Origin of the sequence: Psychrobacillus sp. INOP01 (assembly GCF_018140925.1) — a bacterium.
Lineage (GTDB): Bacteria > Bacillota > Bacilli > Bacillales_A > Planococcaceae > Psychrobacillus.
In genome coordinates, this window is the sequence record NZ_CP073315.1 from 2,232,646 (window position 1) to 2,254,985 (window position 22,340).

Here is a 22,340-nt window from a genome sequence, read left to right on the forward strand (position 1 = left end):
TAAATGGATTATATACATTTGAATGACTTAGAATTTTACGGATTTCACGGAGCATTACCAGAGGAAACGAAGCTAGGTCAAATATTTCGAGTGACAATCACCTTAGCGTGCGATTTAAAAAAAGCTGGAGAAACCGATAATTTAGATGAAACCGTAAATTATGCAGAGGTCTTTGAGCTATGCAAAGGAATTGTAGAAGGTAAACCCTATTTATTAATAGAAGCAGTTGCAGAAAAAATTGCTTCGTCTATTTTGGAGGCATATTCAGCTAAGGTTAGTGGCTGCCGTATACAATTGGTGAAACCAAACCCGCCGATTGTCGGACACTATGCTTCTGTAGCTGTCGATATCACAAGAGGCACATTATGATTAACATTGCTTTTATATCACTAGGGTCTAATATAGGAAATCGTCTTGAATATCTTCAGCAGGCGGTACGTTTGCTACAACAGATCGAACAGGTCAAAGTGGTGAATATGTCTTCGGTTTATGAAACAGACCCAGTGGGATATGAAGATCAAGCAGCATTTTTGAATATGGTAGTGGAAATCGAAACTATATTGACTCCGCATGAATTATTGAAAAAATGCAATGAAATCGAGGCGGAGCTAGGCCGCAAGAGAGATATTCGTTGGGGTCCTCGAACCGTAGACCTTGACATTTTGTTGTATAATGAAGAGAATATGAAAACGCAGGACCTTATAATCCCACATCCTCGGATGATGGAAAGAGGCTTCGTGCTTATACCACTTGTGGAGTTACAAGCAAGTTTAGTAGATCCAGAGTCTAAGCAGTTATTAGCAGATGTTGCGCATGTTCAGAAAGAAGGCGTCCATTTATGGAAAACATTCGATGGGGTCGGCGCATTCGTGCATTTCGCAGGTTAAAAATGGTGAAGCAAGTTGAACTTGCAAAAGAAATGGATATGTCTGTGTCTATACTTGGTCAAATAGAGCAAGGTAAGCGAGTTCCCAGTGATGAGCAATTAGAAAAAATTGCCTCTATACTTCATATACAAGTAGAAGAGTTAAAAGGTGAAACAAAGGTAGGTGAATAATGATGACAATTGCATCAACAAAACCATTTAAAATAGGTAATCACATAATGGATAATCGAGTAGTATTAGCGCCAATGGCTGGAATTTGTAATTCTGCGTTCCGATTGACAGTAAAAGAATTCGGAGCAGGTTTAGTATATGCGGAGATGATCTCGGATAAAGGGATTGTACAGAAAAACGAAAAAACATTGAGTATGCTTTATATTGACGAGCGTGAAAATCCACTGTCCCTTCAAATTTTCGGTGGAGAAAAAGAAACACTTGTGGAAGCTGCTAAATATGTAGATCAACATACATCAGCGGATATCATCGATATTAATATGGGCTGTCCCGTAAACAAAATCATTAAATGTGAAGCCGGAGCTAGAATGCTTCTGGACCCTAACAAGATCTATGAAATGGTAGCAGCAGTAGTGGATAACGTTAAAAAGCCAGTTAGTGTTAAAATGCGTACTGGTTGGGACGAAGAACATCTTTATATGGTGGAAAACGCCCAAGCAATCGAACGTGCTGGTGGATCGGCGGTAGCTGTACATGGTCGTACACGCGTGCAAATGTATGAAGGACATGCAAACTGGGATTTAATACGTCAAGTGAAAGAGGCAGTGAATATTCCTGTTATCGGAAATGGTGACGTAAATACACCTCAAGATGCAAAACGTATGCTAGATGAAACAGGTGTAGATGCAGTTATGATTGGTCGCGCTGCACTTGGTGATCCGTGGATGATTTATCGTACAGTAGAGTACTTGGAATCTGGTCTATTAAAACCAGAACCAACTGTACAAGAAAAAATGGACATATGCTTACTTCACTTTGATCGCTTAATGGCTTTAAAAGGTGAAAATATAGCAGTTAGAGAAATGCGCAAACATGCATCTTGGTACTTAAAAGGTATTCGCGGAAATGGAACAGCAAGAAACAAGATTAATCAAACAGAATCTGCACAAGAGTTAAGAGACTATTTACGTTACTTTGCAGAAGAATCTTTTAAAGAATATGAAGCTGCAAAATCTATCGTGATTTAATTGGTAAAACAAAGGGCTGTCACTATAGGTGGCAGCTTTTTCCGTTTTAAAGCATAATCAGAATAATAGAAAAATTTTTCTTCTATTAGAAAAAGATGATTAGAATGCAGAAATTGTGTACAATAAATGCAACGTGAAAAAGTAATTACGGATAATAGTTAGTGGAGGAGTGACGAACATGTCTAATATGGAAGAATTAAACGATCAACTTTTGGTGAGAAGACAAAAGATGACTGCAATACAGGAAAAAGGATTAGATCCTTTTGGCAGTAAATTCGAGCGTTCGCATTTAAGTAACGAAGTAGTTGCTGAGTATGATCAATTTACAAAAGAACAATTAGAAGAAACACTTCATGAAGTTGTCATTGCTGGTCGGATTATGACTAAGCGTGGAAAAGGGAAAGCTGGATTTGCTCATATTCAAGATCTTGGCGGCCAAATTCAAATTTATGTACGTAAAGATGCAATTGGTGATGATGCCTATGAATTATTTAATACGGCTGACTTAGGTGATATCGTTGGTGTCCGTGGAAATGTATTCCGTACACAAGTTGGAGAGCTATCTGTAAAAGCAACCGAGTTTACTTTCCTAACAAAATCTCTACGCCCGATGCCAGAGAAATTCCATGGCTTAAAAGATGTAGAGCAACGTTACCGTCAACGTTACTTAGATTTAATGACAAGTGAAGAAAGTAAAAATACGTTTATTACTAGAAGTCGTATAATCCGTGCTATGCGTCGTTATTTAGATAACGAAGGTTATTTAGAGGTGGAGACACCAATGTTACATACAATAGCAGGTGGAGCAGCTGCACGTCCCTTCATTACTCACCATAATGCATTAGATATGGAATTATATATGCGTATCGCAATTGAGTTACATTTAAAACGCCTTATAGTTGGTGGGCTAGAGAAAGTATATGAAATTGGTCGTGTATTCCGTAACGAAGGAGTGTCTACCCGTCATAATCCTGAGTTTACAATGATTGAATTGTATGAGGCTTACGCAGACTACAATGATATTATGAATTTAACGGAGAACTTAGTTGCTCATGTAGCGCAAGATGTTTTAGGAACGACAACAGTAACTTACGGAGAAGATCAGATTAATCTTGCCCCGGGCTGGAGACGTTGGCATATGGCTGATGCAGTGAAAGAAACTACTGGTGTTGACTTTTGGGCAGAACTAACGAAGGAAGAGGCACACGCATTAGCTAAAGAACATGGAGTAGAAGTTAAACCTTCTATGGAAGTAGGACATGTATTAAATGAATTCTTCGAACAGAAGGTAGAAGAAACATTAGTGCAACCAACATTTATCTTTGGTCATCCAGTAGAAGTATCACCACTTGCGAAGAAAAATCCAGAAGACGGTCGCTTTACGGATCGTTTTGAATTATTCATCGTACGTCGGGAACACGCAAATGCATTTACAGAGTTAAATGATCCTATTGATCAACGTCAGCGCTTCGAAGCACAAATGGTAGAAAAAGAAGCTGGTAATGATGAAGCGCATGAAATGGATGAAGATTTCTTAGAAGCATTGGAATATGGAATGCCGCCAACAGGTGGTCTTGGAATCGGAATAGATCGCTTAGTAATGTTATTAACTAATTCAGCATCTATCCGCGATGTACTATTATTCCCAACAATGCGTCATAAAGATTAAGTTGGATTGTGAGTTACTACTATTGGTAGTGGCTCACTTTTTATATTTGTACTATATATTGTAGGTATAATATATATTAAAAGTTTTTAAAGAAAAGTTTATAAAACTACTTGCCATAACTATTTACAGGTGGTATAGTTATCAAGTTGTCATTTTCATTAGTGACTTACACAAAAAACAAATTAAAAAAGTTGTTGACAACGATATCAGGATTTGATATGATATTAAAGTCGCCAAAACGACATCACAACAACATGAACATTGAAAACTGAACATGCAAAACGTTAAGACATACAGCTTATCGACTAACTTTGTTAGTTTGATAGCAAAAGAATTTTGACATCATTTAATGATGATGCCAGCAAAACAAATGAGCTTTTTAAGTTCTCTATTATGGAGAGTTTGATCCTGGCTCAGGACGAACGCTGGCGGCATGCCTAATACATGCAAGTCGAGCGAATGACGAAGAAGCTTGCTTCTTCTGATTTAGCGGCGGACGGGTGAGTAACACGTGGGCAACCTGCCCTGTAGATTGGGATAACTCCGGGAAACCGGGGCTAATACCGAATAATCCATTTCCTCACATGGGGAGATGTTAAAAGACGGTTTCGGCTGTCACTACAGGATGGGCCCGCGGCGCATTAGCTAGTTGGTGAGGTAACGGCTCACCAAGGCGACGATGCGTAGCCGACCTGAGAGGGTGAACGGCCACACTGGGACTGAGACACGGCCCAGACTCCTACGGGAGGCAGCAGTAGGGAATCTTCCACAATGGACGAAAGTCTGATGGAGCAATGCCGCGTGAGTGAAGAAGGTTTTCGGATCGTAAAACTCTGTTGTGAGGGAAGAACAAGTACGAGAGTAACTGCTCGTACCTTGACGGTACCTCATTAGAAAGCCACGGCTAACTACGTGCCAGCAGCCGCGGTAATACGTAGGTGGCAAGCGTTGTCCGGAATTATTGGGCGTAAAGCGCGCGCAGGCGGTCCTTTAAGTCTGATGTGAAATCCCACGGCTCAACCGTGGAAGGTCATTGGAAACTGGGGGACTTGAGTACAGAAGAGGAAAGCGGAATTCCAAGTGTAGCGGTGAAATGCGTAGAGATTTGGAGGAACACCAGTGGCGAAGGCGGCTTTCTGGTCTGTAACTGACGCTGAGGCGCGAAAGCGTGGGGAGCAAACAGGATTAGATACCCTGGTAGTCCACGCCGTAAACGATGAGTGCTAAGTGTTAGGGGGTTTCCGCCCCTTAGTGCTGCAGCTAACGCATTAAGCACTCCGCCTGGGGAGTACGGTCGCAAGACTGAAACTCAAAGGAATTGACGGGGGCCCGCACAAGCGGTGGAGCATGTGGTTTAATTCGAAGCAACGCGAAGAACCTTACCAGGTCTTGACATCCCGCTGACCGGTCTAGAGATAGGCTTTTCCCTTCGGGGACAGCGGTGACAGGTGGTGCATGGTTGTCGTCAGCTCGTGTCGTGAGATGTTGGGTTAAGTCCCGCAACGAGCGCAACCCTTGATCTTAGTTGCCAGCATTCAGTTGGGCACTCTAAGGTGACTGCCGGTGATAAACCGGAGGAAGGTGGGGATGACGTCAAATCATCATGCCCCTTATGACCTGGGCTACACACGTGCTACAATGGACGGTACAGAGGGTCGCAACCCCGCGAGGGTGAGCAAATCCCATAAAACCGTTCTCAGTTCGGATTGTAGGCTGCAACTCGCCTACATGAAGCCGGAATCGCTAGTAATCGTGGATCAGCATGCCACGGTGAATACGTTCCCGGGCCTTGTACACACCGCCCGTCACACCACGAGAGTTTGTAACACCCGAAGTCGGTGGGGTAACCCTTACGGGAGCCAGCCGCCGAAGGTGGGACAGATGATTGGGGTGAAGTCGTAACAAGGTAGCCGTATCGGAAGGTGCGGCTGGATCACCTCCTTTCTAAGGATAATATCGGAATACAGATTTTTATCTGTATCTTAACGTTTTGCAGTTCAGTTTTGAATGTTCATTTTTATATGAAGATTCGATACTTGTTCTTTGAAAACTGGATAAAACGACATTGAAACAATAAACAACAAGAAATTCAAGTTGTGATTACTTCGGTAATCATGATGTGTAAGACTTTTTAACTTTTAGGTTAAGTTAATAAGGGCGCACGGTGAATGCCTTGGCACTAGGAGTCGACGAAGGACGGCACTAACACCGATATGCTTCGGGGAGCTGTAAGTGAGCTTTGATCCGGAGATTTCCGAATGGGGAAACCCACTGTTCGTAATGGAGCAGTACATTTGCGTGAATACATAGCGCATCTGAGACACACCCAGGGAACTGAAACATCTAAGTACCTGGAGGAAGAGAAAGAAAAATCGATTCCCTGAGTAGCGGCGAGCGAAACGGGAATAGCCCAAACCAAGAGGCTTGCCTCTTGGGGTTGTAGGACACTCTACATAGAGTTACAAAGGAATGAGTTAGACGAAGCGATCTGGAAAGGTCCGCAGGATAGGGTAAAAGCCCCGTAGTCCAAAATTCATTCTCTCTTGAGTGTATCCTGAGTACGGCGGAACACGTGAAATTCCGTCGGAATCCGGGAGGACCATCTCCCAAGGCTAAATACTACCTAGTGACCGATAGTGAACCAGTACCGTGAGGGAAAGGTGAAAAGCACCCCGGAAGGGGAGTGAAATAGATCCTGAAACCGTGTGCCTACAAGTAGTTAGAGCCCGTTAATGGGTGATAGCGTGCCTTTTGTAGAATGAACCGGCGAGTTACGATTACATGCAAGGTTAAGTTGAGAAGACGGAGCCGCAGCGAAAGCGAGTCTGAATAGGGCGAATGAGTATGTGGTCGTAGACCCGAAACCAGGTGATCTACCCATGTCCAGGATGAAGGTAAGGTAACACTTACTGGAGGTCCGAACCCACGCACGTTGAAAAGTGCGGGGATGAGGTGTGGGTAGCGGAGAAATTCCAATCGAACCTGGAGATAGCTGGTTCTCTCCGAAATAGCTTTAGGGCTAGCCTCAAACGTTAGAATCTTGGAGGTAGAGCACTGTTTGGACTAGGGGCCCATCCCGGGTTACCGAATTCAGACAAACTCCGAATGCCAATGATTTATGTTTGGGAGTCAGACTGCGAGTGATAAGATCCGTAGTCAAGAGGGAAACAGCCCAGACCACCAGCTAAGGTCCCAAAGTATTTGTTAAGTGGAAAAGGATGTGGCGTTGCTTAGACAACCAGGATGTTGGCTTAGAAGCAGCCATCATTTAAAGAGTGCGTAATAGCTCACTGGTCGAGTGACGCTGCGCCGAAAATGTATCGGGGCTAAACAAATCACCGAAGCTGTGGATTGATACCTTTGGTATCAGTGGTAGGAGAGCGTTCTAAGGGCGTTGAAGTCAGACCGGAAGGACTGGTGGAGCGCTTAGAAGTGAGAATGCCGGTATGAGTAGCGAAAGACGGGTGAGAATCCCGTCCACCGTATGACTAAGGTTTCCTGAGGAAGGCTCGTCCGCTCAGGGTTAGTCGGGACCTAAGCCGAGGCCGATAGGCGTAGGCGATGGATAACAGGTTGATATTCCTGTACCACCAAACCACCGTTTGAGTAATGGGGGGACGCAGAAGGATAGGGTAAGCATGCTGTTGGTTATGCATGTCCAAGCAGTAAGGTGTGAATGTAGGCAAATCCGCATTCTGTAACATTGAGCTGTGATGGCGAGGACGTATGTCCGGAGTTCCTGATTTCACACTGCCAAGAAAAGCCTCTAGCGAGGTGATAGGTGCCCGTACCGCAAACCGACACAGGTAGTCGAGGAGAGAATCCTAAGGTGAGCGAGAGAACTCTCGTTAAGGAACTCGGCAAAATGACCCCGTAACTTCGGGAGAAGGGGTGCTCTTTTGGGTGCATAGCCTAGAAGAGCCGCAGTGAATAGGCCCAGGCGACTGTTTAGCAAAAACACAGGTCTCTGCAAAACCGTAAGGTGAAGTATAGGGGCTGACGCCTGCCCGGTGCTGGAAGGTTAAGAGGAGTGCTTAGCGCAAGCGAAGGTGCGAATTGAAGCCCCAGTAAACGGCGGCCGTAACTATAACGGTCCTAAGGTAGCGAAATTCCTTGTCGGGTAAGTTCCGACCCGCACGAAAGGCGTAACGATCTGGGCACTGTCTCAACGAGAGACTCGGTGAAATTATAGTACCTGTGAAGATGCAGGTTACCCGCGACAGGACGGAAAGACCCCGTGGAGCTTTACTATAGCTTGATATTGAATTTTGGTGCAACTTGTACAGGATAGGCAGGAGCCTTAGAGCCCGGAGCGCCAGCTTCGGAGGAGGCGTCGGTGGGATACTGCCCTGGTTGTATTGAAATTCTAACCCATACCCGTAACCCGGGTAGGAGACAGTGTCAGGCGGGTAGTTTGACTGGGGCGGTCGCCTCCTAAAGTGTAACGGAGGCGCCCAAAGGTTCCCTCAGAATGGTTGGAAATCATTCGAAGAGTGTAAAGGCAGAAGGGAGCTTGACTGCGAGACCTACAAGTCGAGCAGGGTCGAAAGACGGGCTTAGTGATCCGGTGGTTCCGCATGGAAGGGCCATCGCTCAACGGATAAAAGCTACCCCGGGGATAACAGGCTTATCTCCCCCAAGAGTCCACATCGACGGGGAGGTTTGGCACCTCGATGTCGGCTCATCGCATCCTGGGGCTGTAGTCGGTCCCAAGGGTTGGGCTGTTCGCCCATTAAAGCGGTACGCGAGCTGGGTTCAGAACGTCGTGAGACAGTTCGGTCCCTATCCGTCGTGGGCGTAGGAAATTTGAGAGGAGCTGTCCTTAGTACGAGAGGACCGGGATGGACACACCGCTGGTGTACCAGTTGTTCTGCCAAGAGCATCGCTGGGTAGCTATGTGTGGACGGGATAAGTGCTGAAAGCATCTAAGCACGAAGCCCCCCTCAAGATGAGATTTCCCATTACGCAAGTAAGTAAGATCCCTCAAAGACGATGAGGTAGATAGGTTCGGGGTGGAAGCGTGGCGACACGTGCAGCTGACGAATACTAATCGATCGAGGACTTAACCAAATTTGTTTAACGTAACAATGTCGTTTATCCAGTTTTGAAAGAATAATATTTTTTATTAAATAACCCTTGAAAAATTCTACAGAGTTGTTATAATAAAACTTGTCTTTCAAAAGTATTCAAGTCTAGTGATGATGGCGAAGAGGTCACACCCGTTCCCATACCGAACACGGAAGTTAAGCTCTTCAGCGCCGATGGTAGTTGGGGGTCTCCCCCTGTGAGAGTAGGACGTCGCTGGGCTTGCAATAAAATTATATTTCCCATGGAGGATTAGCTCAGCTGGGAGAGCATCTGCCTTACAAGCAGAGGGTCGGCGGTTCGAGCCCGTCATCCTCCACCATATATTTACTCCTGCCGGAGTAGCTCAACTGGTAGAGCAACTGACTTGTAATCAGTAGGTTGAGGGTTCAAGTCCTTTCTCCGGCACCACTTTTCGAGCCATTAGCTCAGTTGGTAGAGCATCTGACTTTTAATCAGAGGGTCGTAGGTTCGAATCCTACATGGCTCATCACTTTTTATAGTGAATTATATATTGCGGGTGTGGCGGAACTGGCAGACGCACTAGACTTAGGATCTAGCGCCGCAAGGCGTGGGGGTTCGACTCCCTTCACCCGCACCATTTAATTTAATAACCGAGCGGAAGTAGTTCAGTGGTAGAACACCACCTTGCCAAGGTGGGGGTCGCGAGTTCGAACCTCGTCTTCCGCTCCAAAGATTCATTAAAGTGCCGGGGTGGCGGAACTGGCAGACGCACAGGACTTAAAATCCTGCGGTAGGTGACTACCGTACCGGTTCGATTCCGGTCCTCGGCACCACTTTTATGAAACATTGCGCTCGTAGCTCAATTGGATAGAGCACTTGACTACGAATCAAGAGGTTGCAGGTTCGAGTCCTGCCGAGCGCACCATATAACGGGAAGTAGCTCAGCTTGGTAGAGCACTTGGTTTGGGACCAAGGGGTCGCAGGTTCGAATCCTGTCTTCCCGACCAGTTATTATTTTTGGGGCCTTAGCTCAGCTGGGAGAGCGCCTGCCTTGCACGCAGGAGGTCAGCGGTTCGATCCCGCTAGGCTCCACCATGAACATTGAAAACTGAACATGCAAAACGTTAAGACATACAGCTTATCAACTAACTTAGTTAGTTTGATAGCAAAACAATTTTGACATCATTTAATGATGATGCCAGCAAAACAAATGAGCTTTTTAAGTTCTCTATTATGGAGAGTTTGATCCTGGCTCAGGACGAACGCTGGCGGCATGCCTAATACATGCAAGTCGAGCGAATGACGAAGAAGCTTGCTTCTTCTGATTTAGCGGCGGACGGGTGAGTAACACGTGGGCAACCTGCCCTGTAGATTGGGATAACTCCGGGAAACCGGGGCTAATACCGAATAATCCATTTCCTCACATGGGGAGATGTTAAAAGACGGTTTCGGCTGTCACTACAGGATGGGCCCGCGGCGCATTAGCTAGTTGGTGAGGTAACGGCTCACCAAGGCGACGATGCGTAGCCGACCTGAGAGGGTGATCGGCCACACTGGGACTGAGACACGGCCCAGACTCCTACGGGAGGCAGCAGTAGGGAATCTTCCACAATGGACGAAAGTCTGATGGAGCAATGCCGCGTGAGTGAAGAAGGTTTTCGGATCGTAAAACTCTGTTGTGAGGGAAGAACAAGTACGAGAGTAACTGCTCGTACCTTGACGGTACCTCATTAGAAAGCCACGGCTAACTACGTGCCAGCAGCCGCGGTAATACGTAGGTGGCAAGCGTTGTCCGGAATTATTGGGCGTAAAGCGCGCGCAGGCGGTCCTTTAAGTCTGATGTGAAATCCCACGGCTCAACCGTGGAAGGTCATTGGAAACTGGGGGACTTGAGTACAGAAGAGGAAAGCGGAATTCCAAGTGTAGCGGTGAAATGCGTAGAGATTTGGAGGAACACCAGTGGCGAAGGCGGCTTTCTGGTCTGTAACTGACGCTGAGGCGCGAAAGCGTGGGGAGCAAACAGGATTAGATACCCTGGTAGTCCACGCCGTAAACGATGAGTGCTAAGTGTTAGGGGGTTTCCGCCCCTTAGTGCTGCAGCTAACGCATTAAGCACTCCGCCTGGGGAGTACGGTCGCAAGACTGAAACTCAAAGGAATTGACGGGGGCCCGCACAAGCGGTGGAGCATGTGGTTTAATTCGAAGCAACGCGAAGAACCTTACCAGGTCTTGACATCCCGCTGACCGGTCTAGAGATAGGCTTTTCCCTTCGGGGACAGCGGTGACAGGTGGTGCATGGTTGTCGTCAGCTCGTGTCGTGAGATGTTGGGTTAAGTCCCGCAACGAGCGCAACCCTTGATCTTAGTTGCCAGCATTCAGTTGGGCACTCTAAGGTGACTGCCGGTGATAAACCGGAGGAAGGTGGGGATGACGTCAAATCATCATGCCCCTTATGACCTGGGCTACACACGTGCTACAATGGACGGTACAGAGGGTCGCAACCCCGCGAGGGTGAGCAAATCCCATAAAACCGTTCTCAGTTCGGATTGTAGGCTGCAACTCGCCTACATGAAGCCGGAATCGCTAGTAATCGTGGATCAGCATGCCACGGTGAATACGTTCCCGGGCCTTGTACACACCGCCCGTCACACCACGAGAGTTTGTAACACCCGAAGTCGGTGGGGTAACCCTTACGGGAGCCAGCCGCCGAAGGTGGGACAGATGATTGGGGTGAAGTCGTAACAAGGTAGCCGTATCGGAAGGTGCGGCTGGATCACCTCCTTTCTAAGGATAATATCGGAATACAGATCTTTATCTGTATCTTAACGTTTTGCAGTTCAGTTTTGAATGTTCATATTAATATATGGAAATTCAAAGAGGGCCTATAGCTCAGCTGGTTAGAGCGCACGCCTGATAAGCGTGAGGTCGATGGTTCGAGTCCATTTAGGCCCACCATACCCTTTTTTTGTTTCGGGGCCTTAGCTCAGCTGGGAGAGCGCCTGCCTTGCACGCAGGAGGTCAGCGGTTCGATCCCGCTAGGCTCCACCAAATTATATTACTTGCTCCTGCGATTACTCGTCGCAAAGGAACAAAACCTTTGTTCTTTGAAAACTGGATAAAACGACATTGAAACAATAAACAACAAGAAATTCAAGTTGTGGTTACTTCGGTAATCATAATGTGTAAGACTTTTTAACTTTTAGGTTAAGTTAATAAGGGCGCACGGTGAATGCCTTGGCACTAGGAGTCGACGAAGGACGGCACTAACACCGATATGCTTCGGGGAGCTGTAAGTGAGCTTTGATCCGGAGATTTCCGAATGGGGAAACCCACTGTTCGTAATGGAGCAGTACATTTGCGTGAATACATAGCGCATCTGAGACACACCCAGGGAACTGAAACATCTAAGTACCTGGAGGAAGAGAAAGAAAAATCGATTCCCTGAGTAGCGGCGAGCGAAACGGGAATAGCCCAAACCAAGAGGCTTGCCTCTTGGGGTTGTAGGACACTCTACATAGAGTTACAAAGGAATGAGTTAGACGAAGCGATCTGGAAAGGTCCGCAGGATAGGGTAAAAGCCCCGTAGTCCAAAATTCATTCTCTCTTGAGTGTATCCTGAGTACGGCGGAACACGTGAAATTCCGTCGGAATCCGGGAGGACCATCTCCCAAGGCTAAATACTACCTAGTGACCGATAGTGAACCAGTACCGTGAGGGAAAGGTGAAAAGCACCCCGGAAGGGGAGTGAAATAGATCCTGAAACCGTGTGCCTACAAGTAGTTAGAGCCCGTTAATGGGTGATAGCGTGCCTTTTGTAGAATGAACCGGCGAGTTACGATTACATGCAAGGTTAAGTTGAGAAGACGGAGCCGCAGCGAAAGCGAGTCTGAATAGGGCGAATGAGTATGTGGTCGTAGACCCGAAACCAGGTGATCTACCCATGTCCAGGATGAAGGTAAGGTAACACTTACTGGAGGTCCGAACCCACGCACGTTGAAAAGTGCGGGGATGAGGTGTGGGTAGCGGAGAAATTCCAATCGAACCTGGAGATAGCTGGTTCTCTCCGAAATAGCTTTAGGGCTAGCCTCAAACGTTAGAATCTTGGAGGTAGAGCACTGTTTGGACTAGGGGCCCATCCCGGGTTACCGAATTCAGACAAACTCCGAATGCCAATGATTTATGTTTGGGAGTCAGACTGCGAGTGATAAGATCCGTAGTCAAGAGGGAAACAGCCCAGACCACCAGCTAAGGTCCCAAAGTATTTGTTAAGTGGAAAAGGATGTGGCGTTGCTTAGACAACCAGGATGTTGGCTTAGAAGCAGCCATCATTTAAAGAGTGCGTAATAGCTCACTGGTCGAGTGACGCTGCGCCGAAAATGTATCGGGGCTAAACAAATCACCGAAGCTGTGGATTGATACCTTTGGTATCAGTGGTAGGAGAGCGTTCTAAGGGCGTTGAAGTCAGACCGGAAGGACTGGTGGAGCGCTTAGAAGTGAGAATGCCGGTATGAGTAGCGAAAGACGGGTGAGAATCCCGTCCACCGTATGACTAAGGTTTCCTGAGGAAGGCTCGTCCGCTCAGGGTTAGTCGGGACCTAAGCCGAGGCCGATAGGCGTAGGCGATGGATAACAGGTTGATATTCCTGTACCACCAAACCACCGTTTGAGTAATGGGGGGACGCAGAAGGATAGGGTAAGCATGCTGTTGGTTATGCATGTCCAAGCAGTAAGGTGTGAATGTAGGCAAATCCGCATTCTGTAACATTGAGCTGTGATGGCGAGGACGTATGTCCGGAGTTCCTGATTTCACACTGCCAAGAAAAGCCTCTAGCGAGGTGATAGGTGCCCGTACCGCAAACCGACACAGGTAGTCGAGGAGAGAATCCTAAGGTGAGCGAGAGAACTCTCGTTAAGGAACTCGGCAAAATGACCCCGTAACTTCGGGAGAAGGGGTGCTCTTTTGGGTGCATAGCCTAGAAGAGCCGCAGTGAATAGGCCCAGGCGACTGTTTAGCAAAAACACAGGTCTCTGCAAAACCGTAAGGTGAAGTATAGGGGCTGACGCCTGCCCGGTGCTGGAAGGTTAAGAGGAGTGCTTAGCGCAAGCGAAGGTGCGAATTGAAGCCCCAGTAAACGGCGGCCGTAACTATAACGGTCCTAAGGTAGCGAAATTCCTTGTCGGGTAAGTTCCGACCCGCACGAAAGGCGTAACGATCTGGGCACTGTCTCAACGAGAGACTCGGTGAAATTATAGTACCTGTGAAGATGCAGGTTACCCGCGACAGGACGGAAAGACCCCGTGGAGCTTTACTATAGCTTGATATTGAATTTTGGTGCAACTTGTACAGGATAGGCAGGAGCCTTAGAGCCCGGAGCGCCAGCTTCGGAGGAGGCGTCGGTGGGATACTGCCCTGGTTGTATTGAAATTCTAACCCATACCCGTAACCCGGGTAGGAGACAGTGTCAGGCGGGTAGTTTGACTGGGGCGGTCGCCTCCTAAAGTGTAACGGAGGCGCCCAAAGGTTCCCTCAGAATGGTTGGAAATCATTCGAAGAGTGTAAAGGCAGAAGGGAGCTTGACTGCGAGACCTACAAGTCGAGCAGGGTCGAAAGACGGGCTTAGTGATCCGGTGGTTCCGCATGGAAGGGCCATCGCTCAACGGATAAAAGCTACCCCGGGGATAACAGGCTTATCTCCCCCAAGAGTCCACATCGACGGGGAGGTTTGGCACCTCGATGTCGGCTCATCGCATCCTGGGGCTGTAGTCGGTCCCAAGGGTTGGGCTGTTCGCCCATTAAAGCGGTACGCGAGCTGGGTTCAGAACGTCGTGAGACAGTTCGGTCCCTATCCGTCGTGGGCGTAGGAAATTTGAGAGGAGCTGTCCTTAGTACGAGAGGACCGGGATGGACACACCGCTGGTGTACCAGTTGTTCTGCCAAGAGCATCGCTGGGTAGCTATGTGTGGACGGGATAAGTGCTGAAAGCATCTAAGCACGAAGCCCCCCTCAAGATGAGATTTCCCATTACGCAAGTAAGTAAGATCCCTCAAAGACGATGAGGTAGATAGGTTCGGGGTGGAAGCGTGGCGACACGTGCAGCTGACGAATACTAATCGATCGAGGACTTAACCAAATTTGTTTAACGTAACAATGTCGTTTATCCAGTTTTGAAAGAATAATATTTTTTATTAAATAACGCTTGAAAAATTCTACAGAGTTGTTATAATAAAACTTGTCTTTCAAAAGTATTCAAGTCTAGTGATGATGGCGAAGAGGTCACACCCGTTCCCATACCGAACACGGAAGTTAAGCTCTTCAGCGCCGATGGTAGTTGGGGGTCTCCCCCTGTGAGAGTAGGACGTCGCTGGGCACCAAAGAAAAAGTCGTTATCGAATTATCGGTAGCGGCTTTTTTTGTCTTTACTAGATCCGAACAAATAAGCCGTAGGCAGTCTTTCTCTATAAGATAGTGTGCGAGAAAGTAGAGGGGCAAAGAGTTCAAGGAAGCAATGGAGAGAGACTCGGAGCGTATAACATACGCGAGAATCGAACGAGTGCAGCTGACGAAGAAATCTGGAGTCTATCTGCTTTCGCAGCCCCGGACACGGAAGTTGAGCTCTTGCGCCGATGGTAGTTGGGGGTCTCCCCCTGTGAGAGTAGCACGTCGCTGGGCACCAAAGAAAAAGTCGTTACCGAATTATCGGTAGCGGCTTTTTTTATTTGTAGAGTAATTCAGCTCAGTTAGGATTTAATCACTGTTGATTTGGTATTAAAAATAGGAGAGATAACTGACGAATCTCAGTTGATTGCTTTCGAGGATTAAATAGTTGCCCTACTGCACTTACTTCCAAACAAACTCTCTTATTATATAGTGTACACTTTTAATTCGTAGAATAAATTACCTATGATTGCTCTAGTTTAGCATGAGGTAAGTGGCATTAAACTAAGCAGAGGTCCATAATAGTAATTGTACAAAAGTAAATAAACTAAACAATAGGATTCACAACAATATAAATCACTTGCCGAATGGGAAAGAAGGAGACACAATATAGGTGAAGAGGGGGGTTATATGTGGTTGTAATATTAGCAGTAGATGATGATATGCATACGTTAGAGTTAATATCTATTTTTTTATCAAACACAGGGTATCGAGTTGTAAAGGCTAGGAATGGGAAAGAAGGTTTAGCATTAATCGAAAAGGAACTGCCTGATCTTGCAATAGTTGACGTGATGATGCCAGAGATGGATGGTTTAACGTTAACAAAGATTATTCGAGAACAGTATGATTTTCCAATTCTACTACTAACAGCAAAAGGACGTCTAGAAGATAAAGAAAAGGGCTACTTAGCAGGATCGGATGACTATCTAGTAAAGCCCTTTGAACCGAAAGAGTTGTTATTTCGTATCCGCGCAATATTAAGAAGATACGACAAAACAAGTGATGTCAATATACAAGTAGGAAATATGTTGATCAATAGAAAGAGTTTTGAGGTGCAAATAGGAGAAGAGATACTAGTCCTACCTTTAAAGGAATTTGAATTGCTTTCTAAGCTTGCATCGAAGCCAAACCAAGTCTTTACTCGTGATCAATTAATCGAAGCGGTTTGGGGGATTGATTTTGAAGGGGAGGAACAAACATTAAGTGTACATATAAAACGGATTCGGGAACGCTTAGCCAAAACGCAAACAGATGTACAGATTAAGACAGTTCGCGGAATGGGATATAAATTAGAAGGAATGCATGTATGAAAACCTTATATAGTAAATTTGTCTGGATGACACTCCTTATTATGTTTGCAAGTGGAACAATCGGTTTTATGATTGTAAATACGTTTTATCATCAAAATTTGAAGGAGAAAAATGATGAGAAAAATGTAGAAGTAGCCAACGCTATAGTAGAGCTTATCGAATCGTCTAATCTAAATAGCATAGAGTCACTTCTACAGACAATTGGAGATACTGGGTACCAGATATATATTGTGAGTGAGGACGGCGAAGAGAGCTTTTATGGAGGGGATTTCAGGGCTCGTGAAATTAGTGATTCTATTGTGAAGAAGGTTCTAAATGGCGAGGTATATCATGGAATGCGAGAGTTTCCAAAAGAGACGTTTATAACTGGATACTTTTCAAATGAATTAACAAATACAGTAGGGATCCCATTCACGTATGAGGATAAAAGTTACGCACTTTTTCAAAGACCTAATATTAAATTTCTATTTAATGAAATTCATCTCCTTTTAGGAGGTCTTGCAGGAGCAATGATATTCATTAGTGTTATTGCTATGTTAATCGTTGCTAAAAGGATGATTGATCCGCTAACAAAACTGACGATTGCTACAAATAAAATTGCGAATGAAGACTTCCAAGTGCCAATACTAGTAAACCAACGAGACGAAATTGGACAATTGGCGGACAGCTTCCGGAATATGGTGAAGCAATTGGAAGCTAGTGACCGCTATAAAAAAGATTTTATCGCAAGAGTGTCGCATGATTTTCAAACACCATTATTAAATATACAAGGATATGCCGCTTTGCTAGAGAGTGGAGATTTAAATGGAAATTACGCAGAAATCATTCAAAAAGAAGCAAAGCGTTTATCGGGATTAATGAAGCAATTATTATTACTTACTTCATTCGATCAAGCGAATACTCGAACGAAAAAAGAGTTATTTCAACTGGACGACCAATTGAAACAAGTTGTGTTGAAATTTAGATGGCTATTAGATGAAAAGGATATTTCCATCCAATTACATTTGAAAAAAGTAGAGGTATTGGGAGATAGAGAGATGTTAGAATACGTCTGGGAAAATCTCATTTCTAATGCGATTAAATACAATTACTCTCCGGGAGAAATACAAGTAGAAATGACAGAAACTACGGAATATGTACAGGTTATCATAGAAGACACTGGTATCGGAAACAAAAATACGGACTATGGACAATGGACGGAACGATTTTACCGAGAGGATGCAGCGAGATCTACACAAATCGAGGGCAGTGGGCTAGGTCTTGCAATTGTAAAGGAAGTCATTCAGTCGCATAATGGCGTGCTCTCATTTGAAAATGTAGAACCCCATGGAACAAAGGTGTGTGTCCAGCTACAGAAGATGTAATCCCCCGTTCATCTTCAGTTCACTTTCGAAATGTATAGTTACCCCTGTAAGGAAATTTAATAGGGGGTAGCGAAATGAAAAACAAGCGTACTTGGCTTATAACTTTAACGATTTGGTTGGTTATAGTAGTATTACTTTCTTTTCTTGCACCATCCAGTAAAGAAGTCGCAAGTACATCCAAAAATGCTGGTCTTCCAGAAACAGCTTTATCCATTCAAGCTGATAAAGTAGTAAAAGAAAATTTCTCTAGTAGTGAGGGGATACCTCTCCTAATAGTTTTTGAAAAAAATAAGGCTGCCACAGATGAAGAAATACAAAGCATTCTTACATTAATGGAGAAGAATTATCCAGGTATACCGAAGTTTTCAAAAATACCTATGGAGCAACGAGATTCTTTTGTGTCGGAAGATAAGAAGACATTCTTTGTGCCATTAATTTTAGAAGGACAATTAGAAAGTAAAGAGATTCATGCGCAAGTGAAAGAGATTAAAAAGAATGTATCTAACATTATCCCGGCAGGTTTTACGATTTATTATACGGGACCGGCTGGTATAGCAAGTGATACAATTGACCTATTTTCACAGGCTGATGTAGTTTTACTTCTAGCAACTGTAGGGATTATTTTTATACTATTAATCATTATTTATCGCTCACTGTTATTAGCTATCATTCCACTAATTGGCGCTGGAATTGTATATGGTGTAGTGGATCGACTGATAGGACTAACTGGTAAATTTACTTCTATCACGATTGAAAACCAAGCACTTTCCATCATGATGATTTTATTGTTTGCCGTTATTACCGACTATTCTCTACTCCTTTATGCTCGTTATAAAGAAGAGCAGGATATGAGAATAGCACTTGCTAAAACTAGAGAAACTATCCTGTTTAGTGGTGGTACTATTTTAGCGGGGGTAGCAACACTTGCCTTTGCTATTTATGAACCGTACCGTAATTTTGCTCCAGTGTTTGCAATTGCAGTAGTCATCATGCTAATCGCGGGACTTACGTTATTGCCAGCTTTGTTTGCACTAGTAAAAACACCGAAAAGGAAAGAAAAAACAACGAAGCTTTGGGCAAATGCGGGAAATGTAAGTACGAAAAAGCCTTGGAAAGTAGCAATACCGATTTTGTTACTACTAGGTATTGGCACATGGCATGCAACGACAATCATCTATTCATATGATTTACTGGCATCTTTCCCAGAAGAGTTATCTTCAAGAGAAGGTTTTACAAAGTTAGGAGAGGCATTTTCGGAAGGTGAAATAGCACCAACGACGATTCTCATAAAATCAAAAGACGAGAAAGTGATTGCAGATATTCAAGAGAAATTAGAAGATAGACCAATGGTAAGTCAGGTACGACCTTCGACTTCAGAAAGCGAGAAATACACACAGTTTTCTATCATATTAAAAGCGAATCCTTATAGCAAAGAAGCTTTAAATGAAGTGGAAATGATAAGAGATGAATTGGAAAATCAACATGTTTTAGTAAGTGGAGAGACAGTAAAGCAAGTAGATATCCGGGATATTAACAGTAGAGATACATTACTCGTAATGGGGTTAATGACGGTATTGATCGGATTAATGCTTGCTTTCCAAACTAGATCGATTCGGGCATCTTTGTTAATGATGTTATCCATTTTATTGTCATTCGGAGCGGCTTTAGGATTCTCTACATGGATTTTCGATGTGTTCTTTGGTTATACGTCGTTTAGTTATCGAATCCCGCTTTACACATTTGTATTTTTAGTGGCACTAGGTGTGGACTACTCAATTATGTTAATGAGTAGGTTGAAAGAAGAACGAAAAGAGTATGAAGAACAGGAAGCAATTGCGAAAGCGGTTGAAAAAACAGGCGGTGTTATTTCTTCGGCAGGGTTAATACTTGCTGCTACATTTGCTGTTTTAATATCGCAGCCAGTCATGGAGCTTAAACTATTTGGTTTTGCTGTCGCGGTTGGTGTACTGCTGGATACGTTTATCGTTCGACCATTATTATTACCAGCGTTATTAATAATTACAAATAGGGGGAAATGACTATGCAAGAAAAATGGAGTTTACGACTAGTTAGGTTAGGAGCATTATTTGGATTATTGGGAGCATACCTTGGTTCTCATATGGCCGGGGCCGGATCTTATGCACTTCGCCCAATTCATGCACATATATTGTTGGTTGGATGGTTATCGTTATTTGTTTATGGGCTATTTTATAAGTTGTATAAGATTAAGTCTCCTAAGTTAGTAGCAATCCATGGCTGGTCCGCTATTATTGGGGCAATTGGATTGACATTAGGTATGTATTTACAGTTTATACACCCTTTCCAAGTAAATGAGACGTTTGCATTAATCACGTATATTGTAGGTGGAACGATATTGTTGATCAGTTTTGCTATATTTGTTTTAGTGACTTTTAGAGTAGAAAAAGGTAGAAGCGCAGTCTAATCTGTGCTTCTGCTTTTTTTATTTTTAATTTAATAACCTTCCAATTAATGTATACTTTAAAATAACTGGAATAATATATCAACATTAGAAGGGGTGTTTCAAATAACTAGAGTATTAGTTCTTATTTGTAGTTTTTCACTACTGCTTTTTTCTACTTTCATTAGTTTTTATGAAGGATCACAAATATTAACAAATCCTTTGGTGTGGGAGCATACAGCGGTTTTTTCTCATTGGATAAAAGGAGATGTGACTGTTTCTAGTGATATTTTAACAATTGATTATCTGCTATATGCAGCAAAGCATTCTCCATTCTTTCCACTGCTGATGTTGCTTTCGACAAGTGCAATTTTTTTTCAACTAGTTTTTTGGCTGTTTAAAAACAATCCAAAAGTGAAAATTACTTTTTGTACAATGGTAATTTTATTTTCAATTATTATTTTGATAGTACTAAAAGATTCGCCTACGACTGGATTGCATTTAATTTCCATGTTTTTTGGTATACTAATAATTTTTTCAATGATAATGACTTTTTGGACCGTCAAAAATTATAAAAAAGATGAATACTTTATTAGCGAAGTATGATATTTTATCATTCTTTACACACCAATATACTTTTGTTATATTGGTCGTATAACAAAAGTGGAGGGATTGTATGAGGAGACGGCGAATTGTTTTTTCTTTAATAGCTATGGTCTTTTTATTACTTACAGCGTGTAGTAAGGAAAAAGAGGAGGCGTCAGAGATGAGTTCATTAGAAAATATAGAAGGTGTATGGGAAGGATCCATTAATATACCCGAACAACCCCTGCCAATTATCGTTGAATTCGAAAAAGACAAAGGGACGATTAGTATTCCAGTACAAGGATTAAGCGATTATCCACTTACAGGTGTGAAATTAGAAGAATCGGACGTATTTTTTAATATGAATATTCAAGGCCAGAAGCTAACGTTTGTTGGTAAAGTGGAACAAGAAAAAATTATGGGAACGTTTACTCAGCAAGGGCAAAATTTCCCTTTTGAATTGGTAAAGGGAAGTAAAGAAGTGGAAGTAGATAAAGGTAGTTTAGTTGAAGTGAAGGTAAAGGATGGAACGATGTCTGGTCAATTAGAAATCCCACAAGGGGAGGGACCTTTCCCTCTTCTGGTCATCATTGCTGGTTCTGGTCCTACAGATCGAAACGGAAACTCAATTGCATTGCCCGGAAAAAATAATAGTTTGAAAATGCTCGCTGAAGATTTAGCAGGTAATGGTGTGGCAACTATCCGCTACGACAAGCGGGGAGTTGGAAAAAATACGAGTTTGGCAGGCAAAGAAGAAGATTTGCGATTTGACCAATATATTGATGATGCTGCTGCATGGGTACAATTCGCAAAAAATGATAAACGTTTTTCAAAGGTTGGAATAATCGGTCACAGTGAGGGTTCTTTAATTGGGATGGTGGCTAGCCAAAAAGTAGATACGGACGTATTCATTTCCATTGCTGGAGCAGGAAGACCTATCGATCAGGTTCTCCTTGAACAACTCCAAGCACAACTTCCAGCAAACCTAATGGAAGAGTCCACCGATATTTTGGAAAAATTAAAACAAGGTGAGCAAGTGAAAACAGTAAGCCAGGAATTGCAAAGTGTGTTCCGCTCATCGGTACAACCATATATGATATCTTGGCTAAAATATGACCCAGCTGAGCAACTGCAGAAGTTAAATGGACCAGTACTTATAGTGAATGGAAATCTCGATATTCAAGTCCCTGTAAAAGATGCAGAGCTATTACATCAAACGAAAAAAGATTCTGAAATACTGATTGTTGATAAGATGAATCATATATTGAAAGAAGCGCCTGCCGATCGAGAAGGAAATGTCGCTACGTATTCAAATCCCAATCTTCCATTAGCGAACGGATTAGTGGATGGAATAGTCGATTTCTTGCAAGAACATGTAAAATGAAGAAATGTTTGAACACAATGCTGAACTTTTTGGAGTTCA

11 protein-coding genes, 11 tRNA genes and 6 rRNA genes are annotated in these 22,340 nt (G+C 44.0%); all 28 read left to right on the forward strand.

Annotated features, from left to right (window positions below; all coding sequences use genetic code 11):
- Positions 1-3: 3 nt before the first annotated feature.
- The 28 genes from folB (at position 4) to KD050_RS11450 (ending at position 22,301) form a co-directional block, all read left to right on the forward strand.
- Positions 4-369, forward strand: coding sequence for a dihydroneopterin aldolase (gene folB / locus KD050_RS11315; RefSeq protein WP_211892482.1), 366 nt, complete (start codon positions 4-6; stop codon positions 367-369).
- Positions 366-887, forward strand: coding sequence for a 2-amino-4-hydroxy-6-hydroxymethyldihydropteridine diphosphokinase (gene folK, locus KD050_RS11320; protein WP_211892483.1), 522 nt, complete (start codon positions 366-368; stop codon positions 885-887). Before folB ends, folK begins: the two co-directional genes overlap by 4 nt.
- On the forward strand, positions 839-1,057 hold the full coding sequence (locus KD050_RS11325; protein WP_211892484.1) for a helix-turn-helix domain-containing protein: 219 nt from the start codon (positions 839-841) through the stop codon (positions 1,055-1,057). The genes folK and KD050_RS11325 overlap by 49 nt, the downstream gene beginning before the upstream one ends.
- 2 nt (positions 1,058-1,059) lie before the next feature.
- Positions 1,060-2,085: a tRNA dihydrouridine synthase DusB gene (gene dusB / locus KD050_RS11330; RefSeq protein WP_211892485.1), complete on the forward strand. Its 1,026-nt coding sequence runs from the start codon at positions 1,060-1,062 to the stop codon at positions 2,083-2,085.
- Between the two features lie 178 nt (positions 2,086-2,263).
- A complete protein-coding gene (gene lysS, locus KD050_RS11335; RefSeq protein WP_211892486.1) occupies positions 2,264-3,754 on the forward strand; it encodes a lysine--tRNA ligase in 1,491 nt (496 codons plus the stop codon).
- Between the two features lie 390 nt (positions 3,755-4,144).
- Positions 4,145-5,698: ribosomal RNA gene (locus KD050_RS11340) — 16S ribosomal RNA — on the forward strand.
- Between the two features lie 197 nt (positions 5,699-5,895).
- Positions 5,896-8,824 (forward strand): 23S ribosomal RNA (locus KD050_RS11345).
- A gap of 121 nt (positions 8,825-8,945) precedes the next feature.
- Positions 8,946-9,061: ribosomal RNA gene (gene rrf, locus KD050_RS11350) — 5S ribosomal RNA — on the forward strand.
- 24 nt (positions 9,062-9,085) lie between these two features.
- Positions 9,086-9,161 (forward strand) — tRNA-Val (locus tag KD050_RS11355).
- A gap of 13 nt (positions 9,162-9,174) precedes the next feature.
- Positions 9,175-9,250, forward strand: a tRNA-Thr gene (locus tag KD050_RS11360).
- A 6-nt stretch (positions 9,251-9,256) separates the two neighbouring features.
- A tRNA-Lys gene (locus tag KD050_RS11365) sits at positions 9,257-9,329 on the forward strand.
- Positions 9,330-9,355: 26 nt separating this feature from the next.
- Positions 9,356-9,440: transfer RNA gene (locus tag KD050_RS11370), tRNA-Leu, on the forward strand.
- Between the two features lie 17 nt (positions 9,441-9,457).
- A tRNA-Gly gene (locus tag KD050_RS11375) sits at positions 9,458-9,532 on the forward strand.
- Between the two features lie 15 nt (positions 9,533-9,547).
- Positions 9,548-9,636: transfer RNA gene (locus tag KD050_RS11380), tRNA-Leu, on the forward strand.
- A 15-nt stretch (positions 9,637-9,651) separates the two neighbouring features.
- Positions 9,652-9,728: transfer RNA gene (locus tag KD050_RS11385), tRNA-Arg, on the forward strand.
- A 5-nt stretch (positions 9,729-9,733) separates the two neighbouring features.
- Positions 9,734-9,810, forward strand: a tRNA-Pro gene (locus tag KD050_RS11390).
- 12 nt (positions 9,811-9,822) lie between these two features.
- Positions 9,823-9,898, forward strand: a tRNA-Ala gene (locus tag KD050_RS11395).
- A 135-nt stretch (positions 9,899-10,033) separates the two neighbouring features.
- A 16S ribosomal RNA gene (locus KD050_RS11400) occupies positions 10,034-11,587 on the forward strand.
- A gap of 94 nt (positions 11,588-11,681) precedes the next feature.
- Positions 11,682-11,758: transfer RNA gene (locus KD050_RS11405), tRNA-Ile, on the forward strand.
- 17 nt (positions 11,759-11,775) lie between these two features.
- A tRNA-Ala gene (locus KD050_RS11410) sits at positions 11,776-11,851 on the forward strand.
- Between the two features lie 154 nt (positions 11,852-12,005).
- Positions 12,006-14,934: ribosomal RNA gene (locus KD050_RS11415) — 23S ribosomal RNA — on the forward strand.
- A 121-nt stretch (positions 14,935-15,055) separates the two neighbouring features.
- Positions 15,056-15,171: ribosomal RNA gene (gene rrf / locus KD050_RS11420) — 5S ribosomal RNA — on the forward strand.
- The 16S, 23S and 5S rRNA genes sit together here with 11 tRNA genes alongside, the layout of an rRNA operon.
- A gap of 700 nt (positions 15,172-15,871) precedes the next feature.
- Positions 15,872-16,549 (forward strand): response regulator transcription factor, encoded by a 678-nt coding sequence (locus tag KD050_RS11425; RefSeq protein ID WP_211892487.1) that lies wholly within the window; start codon positions 15,872-15,874, stop codon positions 16,547-16,549.
- Positions 16,546-17,913: a sensor histidine kinase gene (locus KD050_RS11430; RefSeq protein ID WP_211892488.1), complete on the forward strand. Its 1,368-nt coding sequence runs from the start codon at positions 16,546-16,548 to the stop codon at positions 17,911-17,913. The genes KD050_RS11425 and KD050_RS11430 overlap by 4 nt, the downstream gene beginning before the upstream one ends.
- Positions 17,914-17,987: 74 nt before the next feature.
- Positions 17,988-19,952, forward strand: coding sequence for an MMPL family transporter (locus KD050_RS11435; protein ID WP_211892489.1), 1,965 nt, complete (start codon positions 17,988-17,990; stop codon positions 19,950-19,952).
- A 2-nt stretch (positions 19,953-19,954) separates the two neighbouring features.
- Positions 19,955-20,356 carry a hypothetical protein gene (locus tag KD050_RS11440; protein WP_211892490.1) on the forward strand — a complete coding sequence of 134 codons (402 nt, stop codon included), beginning with the start codon at positions 19,955-19,957 and terminating at the stop codon, positions 20,354-20,356.
- Positions 20,357-20,449: 93 nt separating this feature from the next.
- On the forward strand, positions 20,450-20,938 hold the full coding sequence (locus KD050_RS11445; protein ID WP_211892491.1) for a DUF4306 domain-containing protein: 489 nt from the start codon (positions 20,450-20,452) through the stop codon (positions 20,936-20,938).
- A gap of 160 nt (positions 20,939-21,098) precedes the next feature.
- Positions 21,099-22,301, forward strand: a complete 1,203-nt coding sequence (locus tag KD050_RS11450; RefSeq protein WP_211892492.1) for an alpha/beta hydrolase family protein — start codon at positions 21,099-21,101, stop codon at positions 22,299-22,301.
- Positions 22,302-22,340: the final 39 nt, after the last annotated feature.